Below are 18,047 nucleotides of genomic sequence, written 5' to 3'. Positions count from 1 at the left end.
ATGCGACGCCTGTTCCCTGTGACCGACCAGACAGCGCCGACGGCACCCGGCGGGAGCGCCGAGAGGGGTGGGGACCCCGGAGCCGGCGAGTGGAGCCTCGACGAGATCGCGGACGCCTATGCCTACCCCGAGCCCGCGCCCGGTGGGCCGCGGCCGTACCTGCGCGCCAACATGGTCTCCACGCTCGACGGGGCCGCCCAGCACGAGGGCCGCTCGCACCCCATCTCCAACGCCACCGACATGCGCATCTTCGGCACCCTGCGGGCCCTCGCGGACGTCGTGGTGGTCGGTGCGGAGACGGTCCGTCAGGAGGGCTACCGGCCCGCCCGCGTGCGGGCGGAGTTCGCCGCGCGGCGGGAGGCCGCGGGACAGACGCCCGCGCCCGCGATCGCCGTGGTCACGGCGAGCCTGGACCTGGACTTCTCGCTCCCGCTGTTCACCTCGCCGGCGGTCCCGACGCTGGTGCTGACCGGCGCCGCGGCCGCGCCGGACCGCGTGGCGGCGGCCGAGAAGGCGGGCGCCCGCGTGGTGACGGCCGGGGACGGCGTCGGCGTGGACCCGGCCCGTGCCGTGCGGGCGCTGGCCGGGCTGGGCCACACCCGGCTGCTGACCGAGGGCGGGCCCCGGCTGCTGGGCCAGCTCGTGGCCGCCGAGGTGCTGGACGAGCTGTGCCTGACCGTCGCGCCCATGCTCACCGCGGGGGCGGCGCAGCGGATCGCGGGCGGACCGGCGGTGCCGGTCCCGCACCGGTTCGCGCTGGTCTCCCTGCTGGAGGAGGAGGGATTCCTCTACGGCAGGTACCGGCGGGCGTGAGGCGGGTATCCGGGGGTCCGCGGCGGGCACCGGGCCCGCCGCGCGACACCCGGGGCTCCGAAACGGCGGAATCATCCGTTCCGTTTCATTGCGGGTGGGCAGACTAGGACGGCATCCCCGTGCGGGCACGGGGAAGGATGGTTTCCGCAGGGCCGCTGCAGGCCCAGGAGAAGGGGCGCTGGTGTTCACAAGCGTGTTGATGATCGAGAAGGCCTTGACGTCCGCCGACGTGGAGTTCGTCACCACCCTGCACGGCGACGAGGCGGTCTCCTTCCACGTGCTGCTCCAGCCGCGCGGCGAGCAGGCCGACCGGCTGCTGCGGGCCATCGACGACGTCGCCCTCGGCGAACTCGACGAAGCCGTGCGGGAGGGGCAGACCCCGGAGGGCGAGGAGGCGCTGACCGTGGGCGAGCGGGCCCTGGAGGTATCCCTCACCGCGCTGCGCACCGCGGGCAGCGCGGCCGAGGGCAGACTCGTCGAGGACCACCCGCTGGACGCCCTCAAGGCGGCGGTCCAGGAGGTCGGCGCGGACGAGGTGATCGTGCTGACCGACCCGCACTACGTGGAGGAGTTCTTCCACCGCGACTGGGCCTCCCGCGCCCGCCACAAGGTGGGCGTGCCGGTCCTGAAGCTGTTCTCGCACAGCAAGGCGTAGTCGCACCCGCCGGCCGCGGGGACCCGGTCGCGGACGGGGGACCGCGGTGCCGGTGGCGGGGGCCCGCAGGCAATAGGGTGGGGGCCGCACTCGTCGTACGCAGCCCCTGGAGATGAACGCATGGCCCCCGGCATCCCCTCCCCCTTCGACCGACCGCACTTCATCGGCATCGGCGGGGCCGGGATGTCCGGGATCGCCAAGATCCTGGCGCAGCGCGGGGCCCGGGTGGCCGGCAGCGACGCCAAGGAGTCGGCCACCGCGGACGCCCTGCGCTCCTTCGGCGCCACCGTGCACATCGGGCACGCCGCCGGACACCTCGCCGACGACGCGACCTGCGTCGTCGTGTCGTCGGCCATCCGCCAGGACAACCCGGAGCTGGTCCGCGCGGCCGAGCTGGGCATCCCCGTGGTGCACCGCTCCGACGCCCTCGCCGCCCTCATGGAGGGCCGCCGCGCCATCGCCGTGGCCGGCACCCACGGCAAGACCACCACCACCTCGATGCTCGCCGTCTCCCTGTCCGAGCTGGGCCTGCACCCCTCGTACGCGATCGGCGGCGACCTGGACGCCCCCGGCTCCAACGCCCTGCACGGCGACGGCGAGATCTTCGTCGCCGAGGCGGACGAGTCCGACCGCAGCTTCCACACCTACCGCCCCGAGGTCGCGATCGTCCTCAACGTGGAGCTCGACCACCACGCCAACTACGCCTCGATGGACGAGATCTACGAGTCCTTCGAGACCTTCGCCGACAAGATCGTGCCCGGCGGCACCCTGGTGGTCTGCGCCGACCACCCGGGCGCCCGCGAGCTGACCCGCCGGGTCCGGCGCGAAGGCCTCACCGTGGTGACCTACGGCGAGGCCGAGGACGCCGACGTGCGGGTCAGCTCGATCGTCGCGCAGGGCCTCAGGAGCGAGGTCACCGTCGTGCTGGACGGCCGGGAGACCGTCTTCACCGTGTCGGTGCCCGGCCGCCACTACGCGCTCAACGCGGTCGCCGCCCTCACCGCGGGCGTCGCGCTCGGCGTGCCCGCGGCGGACCTGGCGCCCGCACTGGCCGCCTACACGGGCGTCAAGCGCCGGCTCCAGCTCAAGGGCGAGGCGGCCGGGGTGCAGGTCGTCGACTCCTACGCCCACCACCCCACCGAGATGACGGCCGACCTGGAGGCGATGCGCGCCGCGGCCGCGGACGCCCGCATCCTGGTCCTCTTCCAGCCCCACCTGTTCTCCCGCACCCAGGAGCTCGCCACGGAGATGGGGCAGTCCCTCGCCCTGGCGGACGCCTCCGTGGTCCTCGACATCTACCCCGCGCGCGAGGACCCGGTCCCCGGTGTCACCAGCGACCTCATCATCGACGCCGCCCGGAAGGCCGGCGCGGACGTCACGGCCGTCCACGACAAGGCCGGGGCGCCCGCGGTGATCGCGGGAATGGCCAAGCCCGGTGATCTCGTTCTCACCATGGGCGCGGGCGACGTCACCGACCTCGGCCCGCGCATCCTGGAACAGCTGTCGAAGTGAGGGGCTGAGACTCATGTCGTACGACGTCGAGAAGCCGGACGAGCAGTGGCGCGCGGAGCTGGAACCGGCCGAGTACGCGGTGCTCCGGCAGGCGGCGACGGAGCCCGCCTTCACCGGTGAGTACACCGACACCAAGACCCGCGGCGTCTACTCCTGTCGCGCCTGCGGTGCCGAACTGTTCACCTCCGAGACCAAGTTCGAGTCGCACTGCGGCTGGCCGTCCTTCTACGACCCCAAGGACACCGACGCCGTGGAGCTGATCGAGGACCGCTCCCACGGCATGGTCCGCACCGAGGTCCGCTGCGCGCGGTGCGGTTCGCACCTCGGGCACGTCTTCGAGGGCGAGGGCTACCCCACGCCCACGGACCAGCGGTACTGCATCAACAGCATCTCGCTGCGGCTGACCCCCGCCGAGGGCTGAGCCGGCGCACCGGGAGGCGCACGGCGTCCGTCACAGCGCCTCCCGCTGCACCATCGCCGACATGACCAGCATCCCCGGCACCAGGAACAGCCAGACCGTCAGGACGCGGTAGCCGAGGACCGTGGCCGTGGCCAGCGACAGCGGCGTGCCGTAGCCGGCCAGGGTCAGCACCAGGGCCGCGTCGACCGGGCCGATGCCGCCCGGCGCCGGGACCGCGCCCGCCGCGGTGGTCGCGGCCAGGTACGCGAACACCAGCTGCGGCCAGGACAGCGGCAGGTCCAGCGCGGTGCCGACCGAGGCCACCACGCTCGCCTGGACCAGCGGCGCCGCGACCGCCCCGCCCCACAGCGGCAGGAACCGGCTCGGGCGGGTGTGCAGTTCGCGCACCCCCGTCAGGGCCGTGCGCAGGCAGTCCAGCGCCGGGCCGCGCAGCGGCCGCACCGCCGCGAGGACCAGCGTGGCCGCCGCCGGGGCCAGCAGCACGCCCGCCACCGCCACGAGCAGCGTCCGCCCGTCGGGCAGCAGCGCCTCGGGGCGCACCGCGCTCGGCGCCGCCAGCAGGAAGACCAGCACCACCGGCGTCTTCGCGAGTGCCCGGACCAGCGAGTACAGGGCCAGCGACGCGCTCGCGCGGGGCAGCGGGACCCCCTGCTTCTGCAGGAACCGCAGCGTCACCGCGTGCGCCCCGATGCTCGCCGGCAGGACGTGGTTGGCGGCGCCCGCGGCGAACTGCGAGGCGACCAGCAGGCCCGGCGGCAGGCGCTCGGGCACGGCGCCCTGCCGGATGCAGGCGGCGACCACACAGCCGAGGAACGTGAAGCCCGCCCCGGCCAGCAGCCACCACGGATCGGCGCCGGCGAGGCGGGTGACCCCGTCGTGCACGGCCTGCCGGTCGACCGCCGCCCAGACGCCGAGGAGCAGCAGCGGCAGCAGGGTCATCGCGTGGCGGGCGTGCCGGGCGGCCGACGGGGGCAGCGGTCCCGGGCGGCGCAGGGGCAGACCGGGCAGCGGCGGGACGGCAAGCGCGGAGGGCGGGCCCGCGGCGGCGAGGGCCGGCGAGGCGGCGGGCGGCGGGGCGGTGGGGTCGTCGAGCGGCAGCAGGGACACGGCGCACGTCGTCCTTTCGCGCCACGACCGTGCCGGGCGGGCCGGCCGGGGCGGCGGATCGGCGGGGCCTCGGGGGCCCTCTGCGGGGAGGGAACGGGGGAGGCGTTCCCCTCCGGCGTGACGGTGCGGTGTCCGGGAACCCACGCACTGCGGGCGGAGGGGCGACGGCGGTGCTGTCGGAGGCGGAGGACGTCGGGGGAGTTCTGCCCCGCGCGAGGGGTGGTCATCCCGCGGGCGCCCGGCGCCCGTGAGCCCGGGCGCCGGGGGTCAGCGCAGCGGCAGGGCGAGGACGAAGGCCGTCGCGCCCGGTTCGTCGGCGAGGGCGAGGCTGCCGCCGTGCGCCTCGGCCAGGGAGCGGGCCACGGACAGGCCCAGGCCGCTGCCGCCCCGGTCACGGCTGCGGGCCTTGTCGACGCGGTAGAAGCGGTCGAAGACCCGGGACCGGTCGCCGGGCGGTATGCCGGGCCCCCGGTCGGCCACCCGGACCAGCGCCCGGCCGTCGGCGACGGACACCGCCACCGACACCGCAGTGCCCGGCGGGGTGTGCACGGCCGCGTTGGTCAGCAGATTGTCCAGGACTTGGCGCACGCGCTGCGGGTCGATCCGCAGGGGCAGGGCCGCCGGGCCCGGCGCCACGGTCAGCGCACGGCCCGGGTGGCCCGCGCGGAACGCGTCCGCCGCCTGCCCCACCAGCTCGACCAGGTCCGCCTCCTGCGGGCGCAGCGGGGTCTCCACCTCCGCCGCGTCCAGCCGGGCGAGCAGCAGCAGGTCGTCCAGCAGGACGCCCATCCGGGCGGCCTCGGCGCGCAGCCGGGCCAGGTGGCGTTCGCGTTCGGCGGGCTCGTTGGCCGCCGCGTACTGGAAGAGGTCGGCGTAGCCGCGCACCGACATCAGCGGCGTGCGCAGTTCGTGCGAGGCGTCCGCGACGAACCGGCGCAGCCGCTGCTCCGCCTCCGCGCGCACCGCCAGGGAGTCGTCGATGTGCTCCAGCATGGTGGTGAACGCGGTGCGCAGCTCCTCCACCTCCGGGGCGCCGCCCGGCCGGTCCGCGCGCAGCGGCAGCCGCGCCTCGGACTCGGTGAGGTCGTGCGAGGCGATGTCGTGCGCGGTGTGCGCCATGTCGCTGAGCGGTTTCAGGCCCCGGCGCAGCAGCGCCCGGCCGCACACCACCAGGGCCAGCAGCGCGAGCCCGAAGGCGACGACCTGGACGGTGACCAGCCGGCGCACGGTGTCCTGGAGGCCGTCCATCGGCGCGGCGCTGACCAGCACCACCCCGGGCTCCACCTCGCAGGCGCGCAACCGGTACGCCCCGCTCCCGGCGAGGTCGGCGGTGCGCAGCACCTCCGTGCCGGCGGCGGTCTGCGCCCGGGCCAGCGCGGTGAGCGCCGTCACGTCTTCGGGCAGGTCGGTGGGCTCCTCCGGCGTGCGCAGCGCGGGCGTCCCGGCCGCGCCCACGTCGTAGACGGCGTAGTACCAGCGGTAGTACTTCTTGCCCTGGAGCGTGCCGTGCTCCGCGATGCTCTTGGACTGCCCGAGCTGGGCGAGCCGGAGCTGGTCGTCGAGCTGCGTGGAGAGGTAGCCGCGCATGGACGTCGTCAGGGCCGTGCCGACCACCGCGAACACCACCAGCGACAGCGCCCCGAGGCCGAGCGCCAGCCGGGTGCCGAGCCGCAGGCCCCGGTACGCCCGCCGCAGCCGGGAGATCACCGCGGGGCCTGCCGCACCACGTACCCGAAGCCGCGCACCGTGTGGATCAGCGGCGCGCCCGTCGCGTCCAGCTTGCGGCGCAGCCGGCTGACGACCAGCTCCACCACGTTGGACCGGCCGCCGAAGCCGTACTCCCAGACGTGGTCGAGGATCTGCGCCTTGGTGAGCACGGCCGGCGACCTGCGCATCAGGTAGCGCAGCACCTCGTACTCGGTCGGGGTGAGCGTCAGCAGGGCGTCGCCGCGGCGGACCTCGCGGGTGTCCTCGTCCATCGTCAGGTCCGCCACCCGCAGCACCGACCGCGGGAAGCCGGGGCCCGCGGCCCGGCGCAGCACCGTGCGCAGCCGGGCCATCAGCTCCTCCACCGCGAACGGCTTCACCAGGTAGTCGTCCCCGCCCCGGGTCAGCCCCGCCACCCGGTCGGCCACACCGTCCCGCGCGGTCAGGAACACCACCGGCACCATCGTCCCGGAACGGCGCAGCCGGTCCAGCACCCCGAAACCGTCCAGGTCGGGCAGCATCAGGTCGAGCACCACGATGTCCGGGCGGAACGCGGCGGCGCGGCTCAGCGCCTCCTCGCCCGAGTGCGCCGTGGCCGCCTCCCAGCCCTCGTACCGGGCGACCGTCGCCACCAGGTCGGCGATCGGCGGGTCGTCGTCCACCACGAGCAGTCGTACCTTCTCCACCCGCTCATACTGCGCCACCCCGGTGCCCCGGTCGGCCCCCCGCCCGGCCCCGGGACCGGATCGATATGCTCTTGAAAGTTGTACGACAGGAAATCGACAGCGACGGTCGGCCAGGCTCTGTGTTCCGAGGACCCGATCAAGGGATTCCCGTCGCAGGGTTCGCGATCAAGGAGTTTCCGTCCGTGACGACCGTCCAGTCACCCCCCACGCCCGCCACGGCCGTCCGTCCCCGCGTCGTGGCCCGCGCCGGCCTGTACGCGCTGCTCGCCGCGAACGTCGCCGCCGTCACCTTCTTCGCCGCCGACGCCGGCCTCGGCTCCGGCGCGCTCGTCGTCCTCGGCCGGTTCGCCGGCCTGTACGGCGCCCTGCTCATGGCCTTCCAGCTGCTGCTGGTGGCCCGGCTGCCCTGGCTCGACCGCCGCATCGGCATGGACCGGCTGACCCGGTGGCACCGGTGGACCGGTTTCGGGCTGCTGTGGACCCTGGTCGGCCACGTCGTGTTCATCACCTGCGGCTACGCCGGCCTGGCCGGCTCGACCGACCCGGTGGGCCAGCTCGTGGACCTCGCCGAGACCGCCGAGGGCGTGCTGCGGGCCGTCGTCGCGCTCGGGCTCGTCCTGGTCCTCGGCGCCGTCTCCGCCCGCTGGGCCCGCCGCCGGCTCGCCTACGAGACCTGGCACTTCATCCACCTCTACGCCTACGTCGCCGTCGTCCTGGCCTTCACCCACCAGATCGCCCTCGGCACCACGTTCACCGCGTCGTCCGCCGCGACGGCCTACTGGTACACCGTGTGGGGCGCGGCCCTCGGCGCGGTCCTGTTCGGCCGCCTCGGGCTGCCGCTGTGGCGCAACCTGCGCCACCGGCTGCGCGTCGAGGCGGTCGTCCCCGAGTCGGACGACGTGGTCTCCGTGTACGTCACCGGCCGCGACCTGGACCGGCTGCCCGCGCGGGCCGGCCAGTTCTTCCTGTGGCGGTTCCTCACCCGCGACCGCTGGTGGCAGGCCAACCCGTTCTCCCTGTCGGCCGCCCCCGACGGCACCCGGCTGCGCCTGACCGTCAAGGCCGCGGGCGACGGCTCGGCCGCGCTGCGTCATCTGAGGCCCGGCACCCGGGTGTTCGCCGAGGGCCCCTACGGCGCCTTCACCGCCCTGCACCGCACCCGGCCCGACGCCGTGCTCATCGCGGGCGGCGTCGGCGTCACCCCGGTCCGCGCGCTGCTGGAGGAACTGCACGGCCACGCCGTGGTCGTCCACCGGGTCACCGCCGAGCGCGACGCCGTGCTCCACGCCGAACTGCGCGAGCTGGCCCGCGAGAAGGGCGCCGACGTGCACCTGGTCACCGGGCCCCCGGTGCCCGACCGGCTGTCCGCGCGCGACCTGTCGGGCCTGGTGCCGGACATCGCCGAGCGCGACGTCTTCCTGTGCGGGCCGCCGCCGATGATGCGGGCCGTCCTCGCCACCCTGCGCGAACTGGGCGTGCCCGGGCGGCAGATCCACTTCGAGCGCTTCAGCCTGGCGGGCTGACCGGGCCCGGGACCGACGTACCACCGGAAAGCGAAGGAGACACCGTGAAGCGAGCACTTCCCGTCCTGGTCCTGTCCGCCGCCGCGCTGGTGCCCCTGTGGCGGTACGAGCCGTCGACGGGCACCGCGTCGGGCGGCACCGCCGAGGCGGCCCCGACCGGCACCCCCTCGGCCGCCGCCTCCCCGGGGGCCGCCGGGTCGACCGTCGTCACGGGCTCCACCGTGCCCACCGAGAAGGGCGACGTGCAGGTGCAGGTCACCTTCGAGGGCGACCGGATCACCGCCGTCACGATGCTCCGGGCACCGGACCACCCGCAGACGGCGAACGCCGTCCCGAAGCTCGTCGCGGAGACCCTCCGGGCCCAGAGCGCCGCCATCGACACGGTGTCCGGGGCGACGGTCACCAGCGACGGCTACAAGGAGTCGCTGCAGGCCGCCCTCGACGCACGGGGCCTCTGACGTGCGCCGCGTCGAGCACGTCATGGGCTTCCCGGTGTCCCTGCGCATCGACGACCCGGACGTCCCGGACGGCCCGGCGGACGCCGTCTTCGCGTGGCTGCGCGAGGTCGACCGGCGGTTCAGCCCGTTCCGCGAGGACAGCGAGGTGTCCCGGTACGGGCGGGGCGAGCTGCCGGCCGGCGCCCTGAGCGCGGACCTGGCCCACGTGCTCGCCCTGAGCGAGGAGTTGCGCCGCGCCACCGGCGGTGCCTTCGACGTACGGCTGCCCGGCCGGGGCCTCGACCCGTGCGCCGTGGTCAAGGGCTGGTCGGTGCAGCGGGCCGCCGACCTGCTGACCGGCGCCGGACTGCGCCGGTTCTGCCTCAACGCCGGCGGGGACGTGGCCGTCGCCGGCGGGCCGTGGCGGGTGGGCGTACGGCACCCCGGGCACGCCGACCGGCTGTGCGCCGTGCTGGAGGTGAGCCACGGGGGCGTGGCGACCTCCGCGCGCTACGAACGCGGCGACCACATCCTCGACGGGCGCACCGGGCTGCCCGCGACCGGCCTGGACAGCCTCACCGTCGTCGCGCCGACGCTCACCGAGGCGGACGCGGTCGCCACGGCGGCCTTCGCGCTGGGCGAGGAGGGCGTCGCGTGGGCGGCCGCGCGGGAGGGGTGCGAGGTGTTCGCGGTCCTGCCCGGCGGCCGGGTGCTGCACACGCCCGGGGTGCCGGTGGCGGCCTGAAGCACCCGGTGCCGGTGCCCGTCTCACCGCGACGGTCCGGCCGGTGAGACGTCCCGCACCGGCCGTCCAGGCGTCCGGATCTCGTCGCACACGCGGTCTAGACTCTCCCCGCAACGGCCCGTCCGCACACGGCGCAAGCGGGCACCTCTGTGCCAGACCCGAAGGGTGTTCGGCGTTTTGATACGGATAGATTCAGTCACCAAGCGGTATCCGGACGGCACGGTCGCGGTCGACCGGCTCTCCCTGGAGATACCCGACCGGTCCATCACCGTCCTCGTCGGCCCCTCCGGATGCGGCAAGACGACCACCCTGCGGATGATCAACCGGATGGTCGAGCCGACCGAGGGCACGATCCTCCTCGACGGCCAGGACATCCTGCAGCAGCCGGTCAACACCCTGCGCCGCTCGATGGGTTACGTCATCCAGAACGCCGGGCTCTTCCAGCACCGCACCATCCTCGACAACATCGCCACCGTGCCCCGCCTGCTCGGCTGGGGCAAGGACCGGGCGCGCGGCCGGGCCCGGGAGCTGATGGAGCGGGTCGGTCTCGACGCCGCCCTCGCCAAGCGCTACCCCTACCAGCTCTCCGGCGGCCAGCAGCAGCGCGTCGGCGTGGCCCGCGCCCTCGCCGCCGACCCGCCCGTGCTGCTGATGGACGAGCCGTTCTCCGCCGTCGACCCGGTGGTCCGCAAGGGACTCCAGGACGAACTCCTGCGCATCCAGGCCGAGCTGGGCAAGACCATCGTGTTCGTCACGCACGACATCGACGAGGCCGTCAAGCTCGGCACCATGGTGGCGGTCCTGCGCACCGGCGGCCGGCTCGCCCAGTACGCCCCGCCCGCCGAGCTGCTGTCGGCGCCCGCGGACGCGTTCGTGGAGGACTTCCTCGGCGCCGACCGCGGCATCCGCCGGCTCTCCTTCTTCCCGGCCACCGGCCTGGCGCTGCTCACCACGCCGATCGTGGCCGTCGACGCCACCGCCGAGCAGATCGCCGCCCGGGCCACGGGCGAGGCCCCCTACCTCCTGGTCACCGACCTCGACGGCAGGCCGCTGGGCTGGAGCGAGCCGCACGAGCTGACCGCCGGGAGCATCGACCCCGGCCGACTGCTGTCCCACGGGCGGCCGTTCGTGCCCGGCACCGACTCGCTGCGCGCCGCGCTCGACTGCGCCGTGCTGTCGCCCACCGGCTGGGCGGTCGCCGTCGGCGCCGACGGCCGGGCCACCGGAGTGGTCTCCCAGCAGACCATCGCCGAGGCCATCCGCGGGGCCCACGCGGCCGTCCCCACCGACGCCCCCGCGCCCCACAGCCTCGCCAAGGGCGGTCCCGCGGACGCGAAGGTCGCCGGATGAGCGGCTTCTTCGACATCCCCAGCGACCTCCAGCACAGCTGGCTCGGCCTGGTCGGGCTGCACCTGCGCGAGGCTCTGCTGCCCGTGCTCGCCGGTCTGGTGGTCTCGCTGCCGCTGGCCCAGCTCTGCGTGCGCCTGCGCTGGCTGTACCCGCCGGTGCTGTGGGTGACGACCGTGCTCTACGCGATCCCGTCGCTGGCGTTCTTCGTGCTGCTCATCGACTACACCGGCCAGACCGAGCTCACGGTGATGATCCCGCTCACCGTCTACAGCCTGGTCGTACTGGTCCCCGCGATCGTCGACGGCGTGCGCTCGGTTCCGCCGGAGACGCTCGCCGCCGCCACCGCCATGGGCTTCGGGCCCGTCCGGCGCTACTTCCAGGTCCAGTTGCCGATCGCGGTGCCGGCCGTCATCGCCGGGCTGCGGGTGGCGACCGTGTCCAGCATCAGCCTCGTCTCCGTCGGCGCGCTCATCGGCAACCAGGGCGCGCTCGGCAACCTCATCAACGACGCCAACATCTACAACCGGCCCGAGCTGGCGGTGAACGCCGTGCTCAGCATGGCCGTCCTGGCGATCCTCGCCGACGCCCTGCTGGTCGCCGTACGCCTGCTGCTCACCCCGTGGATGCCGCGCGCGGGACGCCGCAGGCCGGCGGCGGACGTGCCCGACCCGGCCACCGCAGCCCTGGAGGACGCAGTCCGGTGAACCTGCTGCACTTCATCAACGCCTTCTTCGGCGACGGCGCCCACTGGCACGGCTACAACGGCATCCCCACCCGGGTCGGGGAACACGTCGGCTACACCCTCCAGGCGCTCGCCATCGCCGCCCTCATCGCTCTCCCGGTCGGCCTGGTCACCGGTCACTACGGGCGCGGCGGCAACGTGCTCGCCATGATCGCCGTCGCCGGACGGGCGCTGCCCACCTTCGGCCTGCTGGTGCTGATGACCCTGCTGGTCGGCTTCGGCATGGTGAACGTGATGACCCCGCTGGTCGTCCTCGCCGTCCCGCCGATCCTGGTCACCACCTACGAGGCGATGCGCTCCGTGGACCCCTCGCCGGTCGACGCGGCCCGCGGCATGGGCATGAGCGAGGCCGGGGTGCTCTTCCAGGTGGAACTGCCCGCGGCGCTCCCGCTGATCCTCGGCGGCCTGCGCTCGGGCGCCATCCAGATCGTCTCCACGGCCACCATCGCCGCCTACGTCAGCCTCGGCGGCCTCGGCCGCTACATCGTCGACGGCCTCTACCAGCGCGACTACGAGAAGGTCGTGGGCGGCGCCACCCTGGTCGCCGGGCTCGCCCTGGTCACGCTGGCCGTCTTCTGGGCGCTCGGCCGCTTCGCGGTCTCGCGCGGGGTGCGGCAGCGGGCGTAGGGGCCCGCACGGACACGAACGGTCCGGCTGCCCGTGGGCGGCCGGACCGTACTCGTGGCGCCCGGACGTCTACTGACGTACCGTCAGTTCTCGGCGCGGTGCAGGGCCTGCTCCAGGACGACCAGCAACGCGTCGCGCACCGAGCCGCGTTCGCGTGCGTCGAAGACCAGCAGCGGGACCCCGTCCGCGACGTCGAGCGCCCAGCGGACCTCGTCCAGGTCGTGCTCCACCTTCCCGTCGAAGGCGTTGACCGCGACGGCGAACGGGATCTGCTTGTGCTCGAAGTAGTCGACGGCCGCGTAGCAGTCGTCCAGCCGCCGGGTGTCGACGATGACCAGCCCGCCGACCGCCCCCTCGACGATGTCGTCCCACATGAAGCCGAACCGTTCCTGCCCGGGTGTGCCGAACAGGTACAGCTTCAGCGTCGGGTCGATGGTGAGGCACCCGAAGTCCATCGCCACCGTGGTCGTCGTCTTGCTCGGCGTGTGGGAGAGGTCGTCGACGCCGGCCGCCACCTCGGTGATGGCCGCCTCGGTGGTCAGCGGCTCGATCTCGGAAATGGAGCCGACGGCGGTGGTCTTGCCCACGCCGAAGCCGCCCGCGACGACCAGTTTCACCGGCAGCGGCGGCCGTACGGACGCCTGAGCGGCCGGGGCCCCGGCGGTGATCGGGTCAGTCGGTCTCACGGAGTACCCCTCGGGAGTCGGGGACGGCCCGCAGGCCGTCGATAACCCTGCGCAGGACGGAGGCGTCGTGCGTGACGCCCGAGTCGGGCACGTGCACCGTCAAGTGCCCCTCGACGCGCAGGTCCTCGGCGAGGACCCGCACCACGTTCAGGTGCAGCCGCAGCCGGGACGCGATCTCCGCGAGGGACTGCGGGACCCGGCAGGCGGCGACGATGTCGTGCTGCTCGAAGGAGAGCCGGCCGAGCGCCTCGAGGCCGGCGACGGTGGCCACCACCTGGGTCTCCACGGGCATCGCCCGGCCGGTCGTGGCCCGGCCGGCGCCCGCCACCCGGCCGGCGGTGACCAGGAAGGGCCGTACGGCGGGGACGGGGCCCACCGGGGTGGCGCCGTCCCCGCCGGCGCCGCGCGGTGTGCGGCCTTCCGCCATCGGTGGTCCTCTTCCTTCTGATAGGGGAGCCGGTGGCCGCTCAGCGCAGTCTGCCGCGGGGCCTGCTGCGGCTCCTGCCCGCGTCGACGGTGTTCTTCAGCTCCAGCACCAGCTGCGGGCTGAGCGCGGCGCCCGCGCGGTTGGCGAAGACCGTCATCTCGTAGGCGATGTTGCCGAGCTTGGCCTCCTTGTCGGTGACCACGCCGAGCACGGCACCGCTGCCGATCGCGGAGACCAGGACGTGGCCGCCCTCCAGGTCGATGATGACCTTGTTGAGGCCGCCCAGGCCGTAGTTGCCGGAGGCGCCGGCCGCGAGGCTGGTGATGCCGGAGACGATCGCGGCCAGCCGTTCGGAGTCGGCGTGCTCACGCAGCTCCGACACGGCGATCAACAGGCCGTCGGAGGAGACGGCGATGGCGTCCACGACACCCGCCGTCTCGGTGGCGAAGCGGTTGAGCAGCCAGGTGAAGTCGGCTGCGGCGGCCCGCAGGTCGGTCGGCGTGGCGTCGCCCGTCGGGGTGTCACCTGTCGACGTGCTCACTGCTCGGCTCCTTCCGGAAGGTGCTGGTGCCCGGGGTTCCGGTCGTGGGTCGGGGGTCGGTCGGGGGCGGGACGGTCCCCGGCCGGGCGGTCGTCGTCGTCCGCCGCGGGGGTGTCGGGGTGGGAGCCGGCGGGGTCCGCGTCCGCGGGGTCCGCCGGGTGCGCGGCCGGGGTGCCCGCGTCCGGGGCGGGGCGGTCCGTGCCGGGGGTGCCCCGGGCCTCGTCGGAGGCGGTCGCCGCGCTCCGTACGGCGTCCAGGGGGATCTCGCCGGTGTCGCGGTGGGCGCGCTCCACGGCCGCCTCGAACTCCTCCAGCGCGTCCCGCACGGCCTGCGCGTCGGCCGGGCCCGGGGCGCGCAGCGCGGCCTGCTGGGCGGCCGCCTCGGCCGTCGTCCGCAGGGTCGCCCCGCGCACCCGGCGCCGCAGCGGGCGGGGGCCGTCACCCGACGGCAGCGGCTGCTCGGCACGGGCCCGCGGGATGAGCGGGGCGCCGCCCTCGGCCGCCGCGGGCTCCCTGCGGGGCGCACGGCGGGGGAGCGGGCCCGCGCTCTCGGGGGCCGGGGCGGAGGGGGTGGGGCCGGTGGGCGCCGCGGTCGGTGCGGGCGAGACCGTGGGTGCGGCGGGCGCCGCTGCCGGGGCGGTGACCGTGGGCGCCACCGCCGGCTCCGCCTTCCCGGCCACGCCCGCCGTCGCCGTCGCCGGGACGGCCGGGCTGACCGTCGTGCTCAGCGTCAGCAGCAGCGACGAGGGGATCGCCACCTCCGCGGTCACGCCGCCGCCCGGGGTGCGGGTGAGGGTGACATCGATGTTCCAGCGGCGGGCCAGCGCGCCCACCACGAACAGGCCGAGCACCTTGGTCGGCACGACGTCGAGGCGCTCGCGGCGCACCAGGCGGGCGTTCTCCTCGGCGAGGCGCTCGGCGCTCATGCCGAGGCCGTGGTCGGCGACGCTGATGTACGCGCCCTCCCGGCCGGAGCCGACCGTCACCTCCACGGGGCTGCCGGCGGGCGAGAACGACACCGCGTTCTCCAGGAGTTCGGCCACCATCAGCGTCAGGTCGCCGATGATGTCGGGCTCGACCATGACCTCGGTCCCGGCGTGGAGCTGGACCCGCTGGTAGCCCTCGATCTGGCCGAGCGCGGCGCGCACCACATTGGTGAGCGCGGTCGGGCCGGCGTCCAGGACCGTCTCGCGGATGCCGGCCAGCAGCATCAGGCTGTCGGCGTTGCGGCGCAGGCGGACCGCGATGTGGTCGATGGAGTAGAGCCGTTCGAGCAGCGCCGGGTCGGTCTCGCCGCGCTCCACCGCGTCGATCAGCGCGAGCTGACGCGTCGTCAGGTTGCTGACGCGGCGGCCGACGTTGCCGAACATCTCCGCGACGTTGCGCCGGCTGAGCACCTGGCGCTCCAGCAGCGCGGCCGCGGTGGTCTGCACGTTGTTGAAGGCCTCGGCGAGTTCACCGATCTCGTCGTCCGCGGTGACCGGCAGCTCGCGCAGCCGGGGCGGCCCGCTCTCCTCGGCGTCGTCGTCGGCGACCCGCGCGAGTTCGCGGCCGGCGACGTCGGCGACCTCCTGGGCGGCGCCGGTGAGGGCCAGCACGGGCCGGACCACCGAGCGCCGCACCAGCGCCGAGAACGCGATCCACACCGCGAAGCCCAGCAGCGCCAGGGTCAGCAGCAGCGCGGCGCGCCACTCGGCGTCGTCGGCCGACTGCTCGGCGCGGTCGGCGATCCGGTCGATGAGCGAGCCGGTCACCTCCAGCCGGTTCTCGGCCTGCTGCTGGTAGTCGCCGTAGGAGGCGAGGGCGTCGCGCAGCGCCGTGCGGATCTGCCGGTCGGACTCGGCCTGCAGGGAGCTGGGGTCGACGGCCAGTTCGGCGTAGTGCCGGTCGATGACGGCCTGCGCGGCGTTGTGCTCGATGCCGCCGAGCCGGTCGGCCTGCTCCTCGCCGGCGAACCGGGCGAACCGCTCGGCCTGGTAGGCGTACAGCTCGTGGGCGCCGACCGCGCCGGTGAACTCGATCAGCGCGTTGGTGTCCCCGGTGCGCGCCGAGAACACGCCGGTCTCGAAGGCGCCGTGCGCGGCGTCGGCGCGCAGCAGCGAGTCGAGCAGGTTGCCGGTGAAGGTGGTGGCCAGCGCGGAGTTGCGGTCCAGGCCCAGGCCGTCGATGAGGGCCTGGGCCGCGCCGTCGTAGGCGGGGTCGATGTTGTCGGCGGGCAGGTAGCCCTGCTCGATGGTGTCCCGCAGACCGGCCAGGCCCTCGATGCCGCGCAGCGCCTGCGCCTCGGTGCCGGGCAGCCGGTCGCCGAAGGTGTCGCGCACCGTGCGCACCTGGCTGTCCACGCTCGCCTGCGCCACGCGGTAGGGCTCGGAGGAGGGGGTGCCGCCGTCGAACGACGCCTCGTGGCGCACCGACAGCAGGATGGCCTGCTGGTGCTCGGCCTCCACCAGGGAGACCAGCCGGGCGACCTGCGCGCTGTCGCGCACCAGCCGGGAGGCGTCCTCGGCGCGGGTCGACTCCTGCACCAGGTCGGCGATCAGGTACGCCAGCAGCACCGCGATCACCGCGAGCGGCACCCCGACGAGCACGTTGAGCTTGCGCTGGAAGGGCCACCGGTCGGCGAAGCTCCGCAGGCCCCGGCGAACGGAAGGGGCGTCCGACCGGGCTGGCGCGTCCACCTCGTTCGTGGACACCGGGCCTCCTTCGTGGGGTGCGGCACCGCGCGCGGCGCACGCTCGTGACCGGTTGTGATGGACTGCTGATCGATGTGCCTGCCCTGCGGTCGGCATCCCACGGCAGCACGCGCCACGCCTGTACACGGACGGTGCGTGACGACACCGGAGCGGCCCCCGCACACCGCTGTGACCGACGCCAACTGCCGGGAGACTATCGCCTCTTCGAACACGCTCGCACAGGGCCGACGTCAAGAATCAATTACGAAGCACCACCCGGGCCGGGGGCACCGTCCACCGGTCGAAGACGAAGTGAATCGTTAACACGGTTTCCCTTGACTGACCGAGAAGCGGCTGGATTGGATCGAGACCTGCGCGTTTCATCACCCCCCATCGCACCCGAGAGCTCGGAAACGGACACGTGACTTCCAACGCCCACAGCAGCAGGTTCCTCCGCAGACGTCCCGGCGCGGCGGCCGTCGCGCTCGCCGCGGCCACGGTCCTGCTGGCCGGATGCGGCTCCTCCGACGACTCGGACGACCCGCTCGACGGAGGCAAGGCGGACGGCAGCTCGGTCGTCGTCGGCTCCAACAACTTCGCCGAGAGCATCCTCCTCGCGGACATCTACGGCGAGGCCCTGAAGGCCAAGGGCATCAAGGTCTCCTACAAGCCGAACATCGGCAGCCGCGAGACCACCTACGGCCTGCTCAAGAACGGTTCCATCACCGTCCTGCCGGAGTACAACGGCTCGCTGCTCGCCTACCTCGACGCCAAGGCCGAACAGACCTCGCTGCAGGGCGTGAACGCGGCCGTCAAGGCGAAGCTCGACGCCAAGCTGACGCTGCTGGAGTCCTCGCCCGCCGAGGACAAGGACTCCGTCACGGTCAACGCCCAGACCGCCAAGAAGTACAACCTGACCTCCTCCTCGACGCTGGCCGACCTCAAGGACGCCGCGCCCGAGCTGGTCCTCGGCGGCTCGCCCGAGTTCCAGACCCGGCAGCAGGGCATGCTGGGCCTGGACTCCGTGTACGGCCTGAAGTTCAAGTCGTTCAAGGCACTCGACGCCGGCGGCCCGCTCACCCAGGCCGCGCTGAAGAAGAACACCGTGCAGGCCGCGGACGTCTTCACCACGGACCCGACCATCACCAAGGAGAAGTTCGTCGTCCTGCAGGACCCGAAGAACCTCTTCGGCTTCGCCAACGTGACCCCGCTGGTCTACAAGAGCGGTCTGTCCCAGGAGGGCGTCACCGCGCTCAACGCGGTCTCCGCCAAGCTCGACACCAAGACCCTGCTCGACCTGGACTCCCAGGTGCAGCTCGAGAACAAGGACCCGCTGGACGTCGCCAAGGCGTGGCTGAAGACGGCCGGCCTGGACTGACGCACCCCGCGCGCAGCC

At 74.2% G+C, this 18,047-nt stretch carries 18 protein-coding genes; 11 read left to right on the top strand and 7 right to left on the bottom strand.

Annotated elements, in window-relative coordinates:
* The 4 genes from E4U92_RS06925 (at position 1) to msrB (ending at position 3,401) form a co-directional block, all read left to right on the top strand.
* Positions 1-813 (top strand): pyrimidine reductase family protein, encoded by an 813-nt coding sequence (locus E4U92_RS06925; protein WP_137299351.1) that lies wholly within the window; start codon positions 1-3, stop codon positions 811-813.
* A gap of 181 nt (positions 814-994) precedes the next feature.
* Entirely contained in the window at positions 995-1,468 is a 474-nt protein-coding gene (locus E4U92_RS06920) for an indole-3-glycerol phosphate synthase (protein WP_174863724.1), read from the top strand.
* A gap of 120 nt (positions 1,469-1,588) precedes the next feature.
* The gene (murC, locus tag E4U92_RS06915; RefSeq protein WP_137299349.1) at positions 1,589-2,980 is read left to right on the top strand and encodes a UDP-N-acetylmuramate--L-alanine ligase; all 1,392 of its coding nucleotides are present in this window, start codon (positions 1,589-1,591) and stop codon (positions 2,978-2,980) included.
* A gap of 13 nt (positions 2,981-2,993) precedes the next feature.
* Complete coding sequence (msrB, locus tag E4U92_RS06910; protein WP_137299348.1) at positions 2,994-3,401, top strand: peptide-methionine (R)-S-oxide reductase MsrB; 408 nt, start codon at positions 2,994-2,996, stop codon at positions 3,399-3,401.
* Positions 3,402-3,431: 30 nt separating this feature from the next.
* On the opposite strand, the gene E4U92_RS06905 is transcribed toward msrB, so the two are convergent.
* From E4U92_RS06905 to E4U92_RS06895, 3 genes are all read right to left on the bottom strand, one after another.
* Positions 3,432-4,508 carry a lysylphosphatidylglycerol synthase transmembrane domain-containing protein gene (locus E4U92_RS06905; RefSeq protein WP_174863722.1) on the bottom strand — a complete coding sequence of 359 codons (1,077 nt, stop codon included), beginning with the start codon at positions 4,506-4,508 and terminating at the stop codon, positions 3,432-3,434.
* Positions 4,509-4,775: 267 nt separating this feature from the next.
* Positions 4,776-6,215 carry a sensor histidine kinase gene (locus E4U92_RS06900; RefSeq protein ID WP_137299347.1) on the bottom strand — a complete coding sequence of 480 codons (1,440 nt, stop codon included), beginning with the start codon at positions 6,213-6,215 and terminating at the stop codon, positions 4,776-4,778.
* A complete protein-coding gene (locus E4U92_RS06895; protein ID WP_137299346.1) occupies positions 6,212-6,901 on the bottom strand; it encodes a response regulator transcription factor in 690 nt (229 codons plus the stop codon). Before E4U92_RS06895 ends, E4U92_RS06900 begins: the two co-directional genes overlap by 4 nt.
* Positions 6,902-7,083: 182 nt before the next feature.
* On the opposite strand from E4U92_RS06895, the gene E4U92_RS06890 reads away from it, so the two are divergent.
* The 6 genes from E4U92_RS06890 to E4U92_RS06865 all read left to right on the top strand — a co-directional run bounded on the left by E4U92_RS06890 (position 7,084) and on the right by E4U92_RS06865 (position 12,325).
* A complete protein-coding gene (locus E4U92_RS06890) occupies positions 7,084-8,424 on the top strand; it encodes a ferredoxin reductase family protein (RefSeq protein WP_137299345.1) in 1,341 nt (446 codons plus the stop codon).
* A gap of 44 nt (positions 8,425-8,468) precedes the next feature.
* Positions 8,469-8,882, top strand: a complete 414-nt coding sequence (locus tag E4U92_RS06885; protein WP_137299344.1) for an FMN-binding protein — start codon at positions 8,469-8,471, stop codon at positions 8,880-8,882.
* A gap of 1 nt (position 8,883) precedes the next feature.
* Positions 8,884-9,606 carry an FAD:protein FMN transferase gene (locus tag E4U92_RS06880; protein ID WP_137299343.1) on the top strand — a complete coding sequence of 241 codons (723 nt, stop codon included), beginning with the start codon at positions 8,884-8,886 and terminating at the stop codon, positions 9,604-9,606.
* Between the two features lie 177 nt (positions 9,607-9,783).
* Complete coding sequence (locus E4U92_RS06875) at positions 9,784-10,956, top strand: ABC transporter ATP-binding protein (RefSeq protein WP_168725060.1); 1,173 nt, start codon at positions 9,784-9,786, stop codon at positions 10,954-10,956.
* Positions 10,953-11,660: an ABC transporter permease gene (locus E4U92_RS06870; RefSeq protein ID WP_137299342.1), complete on the top strand. Its 708-nt coding sequence runs from the start codon at positions 10,953-10,955 to the stop codon at positions 11,658-11,660. Before E4U92_RS06875 ends, E4U92_RS06870 begins: the two co-directional genes overlap by 4 nt.
* On the top strand, positions 11,657-12,325 hold the full coding sequence (locus E4U92_RS06865) for an ABC transporter permease (RefSeq protein WP_137299341.1): 669 nt from the start codon (positions 11,657-11,659) through the stop codon (positions 12,323-12,325). Before E4U92_RS06870 ends, E4U92_RS06865 begins: the two co-directional genes overlap by 4 nt.
* Positions 12,326-12,408: 83 nt before the next feature.
* On the opposite strand, the gene E4U92_RS06860 is transcribed toward E4U92_RS06865, so the two are convergent.
* Genes E4U92_RS06860 through E4U92_RS06845 form a run of 4 tightly spaced genes read right to left on the bottom strand, consistent with a single transcriptional unit; the run spans position 12,409 to position 16,672 of the window.
* A complete protein-coding gene (locus E4U92_RS06860; protein ID WP_137299340.1) occupies positions 12,409-13,011 on the bottom strand; it encodes a GTP-binding protein in 603 nt (200 codons plus the stop codon).
* A complete protein-coding gene (locus tag E4U92_RS06855) occupies positions 12,998-13,438 on the bottom strand; it encodes a DUF742 domain-containing protein (protein ID WP_137299339.1) in 441 nt (146 codons plus the stop codon). The genes E4U92_RS06860 and E4U92_RS06855 overlap by 14 nt, the downstream gene beginning before the upstream one ends.
* 40 nt (positions 13,439-13,478) lie before the next feature.
* Complete coding sequence (locus tag E4U92_RS06850) at positions 13,479-13,979, bottom strand: roadblock/LC7 domain-containing protein (protein ID WP_067229434.1); 501 nt, start codon at positions 13,977-13,979, stop codon at positions 13,479-13,481.
* Entirely contained in the window at positions 13,976-16,672 is a 2,697-nt protein-coding gene (locus E4U92_RS06845) for an ATP-binding protein (RefSeq protein ID WP_137299338.1), read from the bottom strand. Before E4U92_RS06845 ends, E4U92_RS06850 begins: the two co-directional genes overlap by 4 nt.
* 400 nt (positions 16,673-17,072) lie before the next feature.
* Here E4U92_RS06845 and E4U92_RS06840 point away from each other — a divergent pair, with 400 nt between their 5' ends.
* Positions 17,073-18,029 carry an ABC transporter substrate-binding protein gene (locus E4U92_RS06840; protein WP_137299337.1) on the top strand — a complete coding sequence of 319 codons (957 nt, stop codon included), beginning with the start codon at positions 17,073-17,075 and terminating at the stop codon, positions 18,027-18,029.
* Positions 18,030-18,047: the final 18 nt, after the last annotated feature.

This window comes from Streptomyces galbus (genome assembly GCF_005280195.1).
GTDB lineage: Bacteria > Actinomycetota > Actinomycetes > Streptomycetales > Streptomycetaceae > Streptomyces > Streptomyces galbus.
This window is presented reverse-complemented; position numbering and strand designations above follow the sequence as displayed.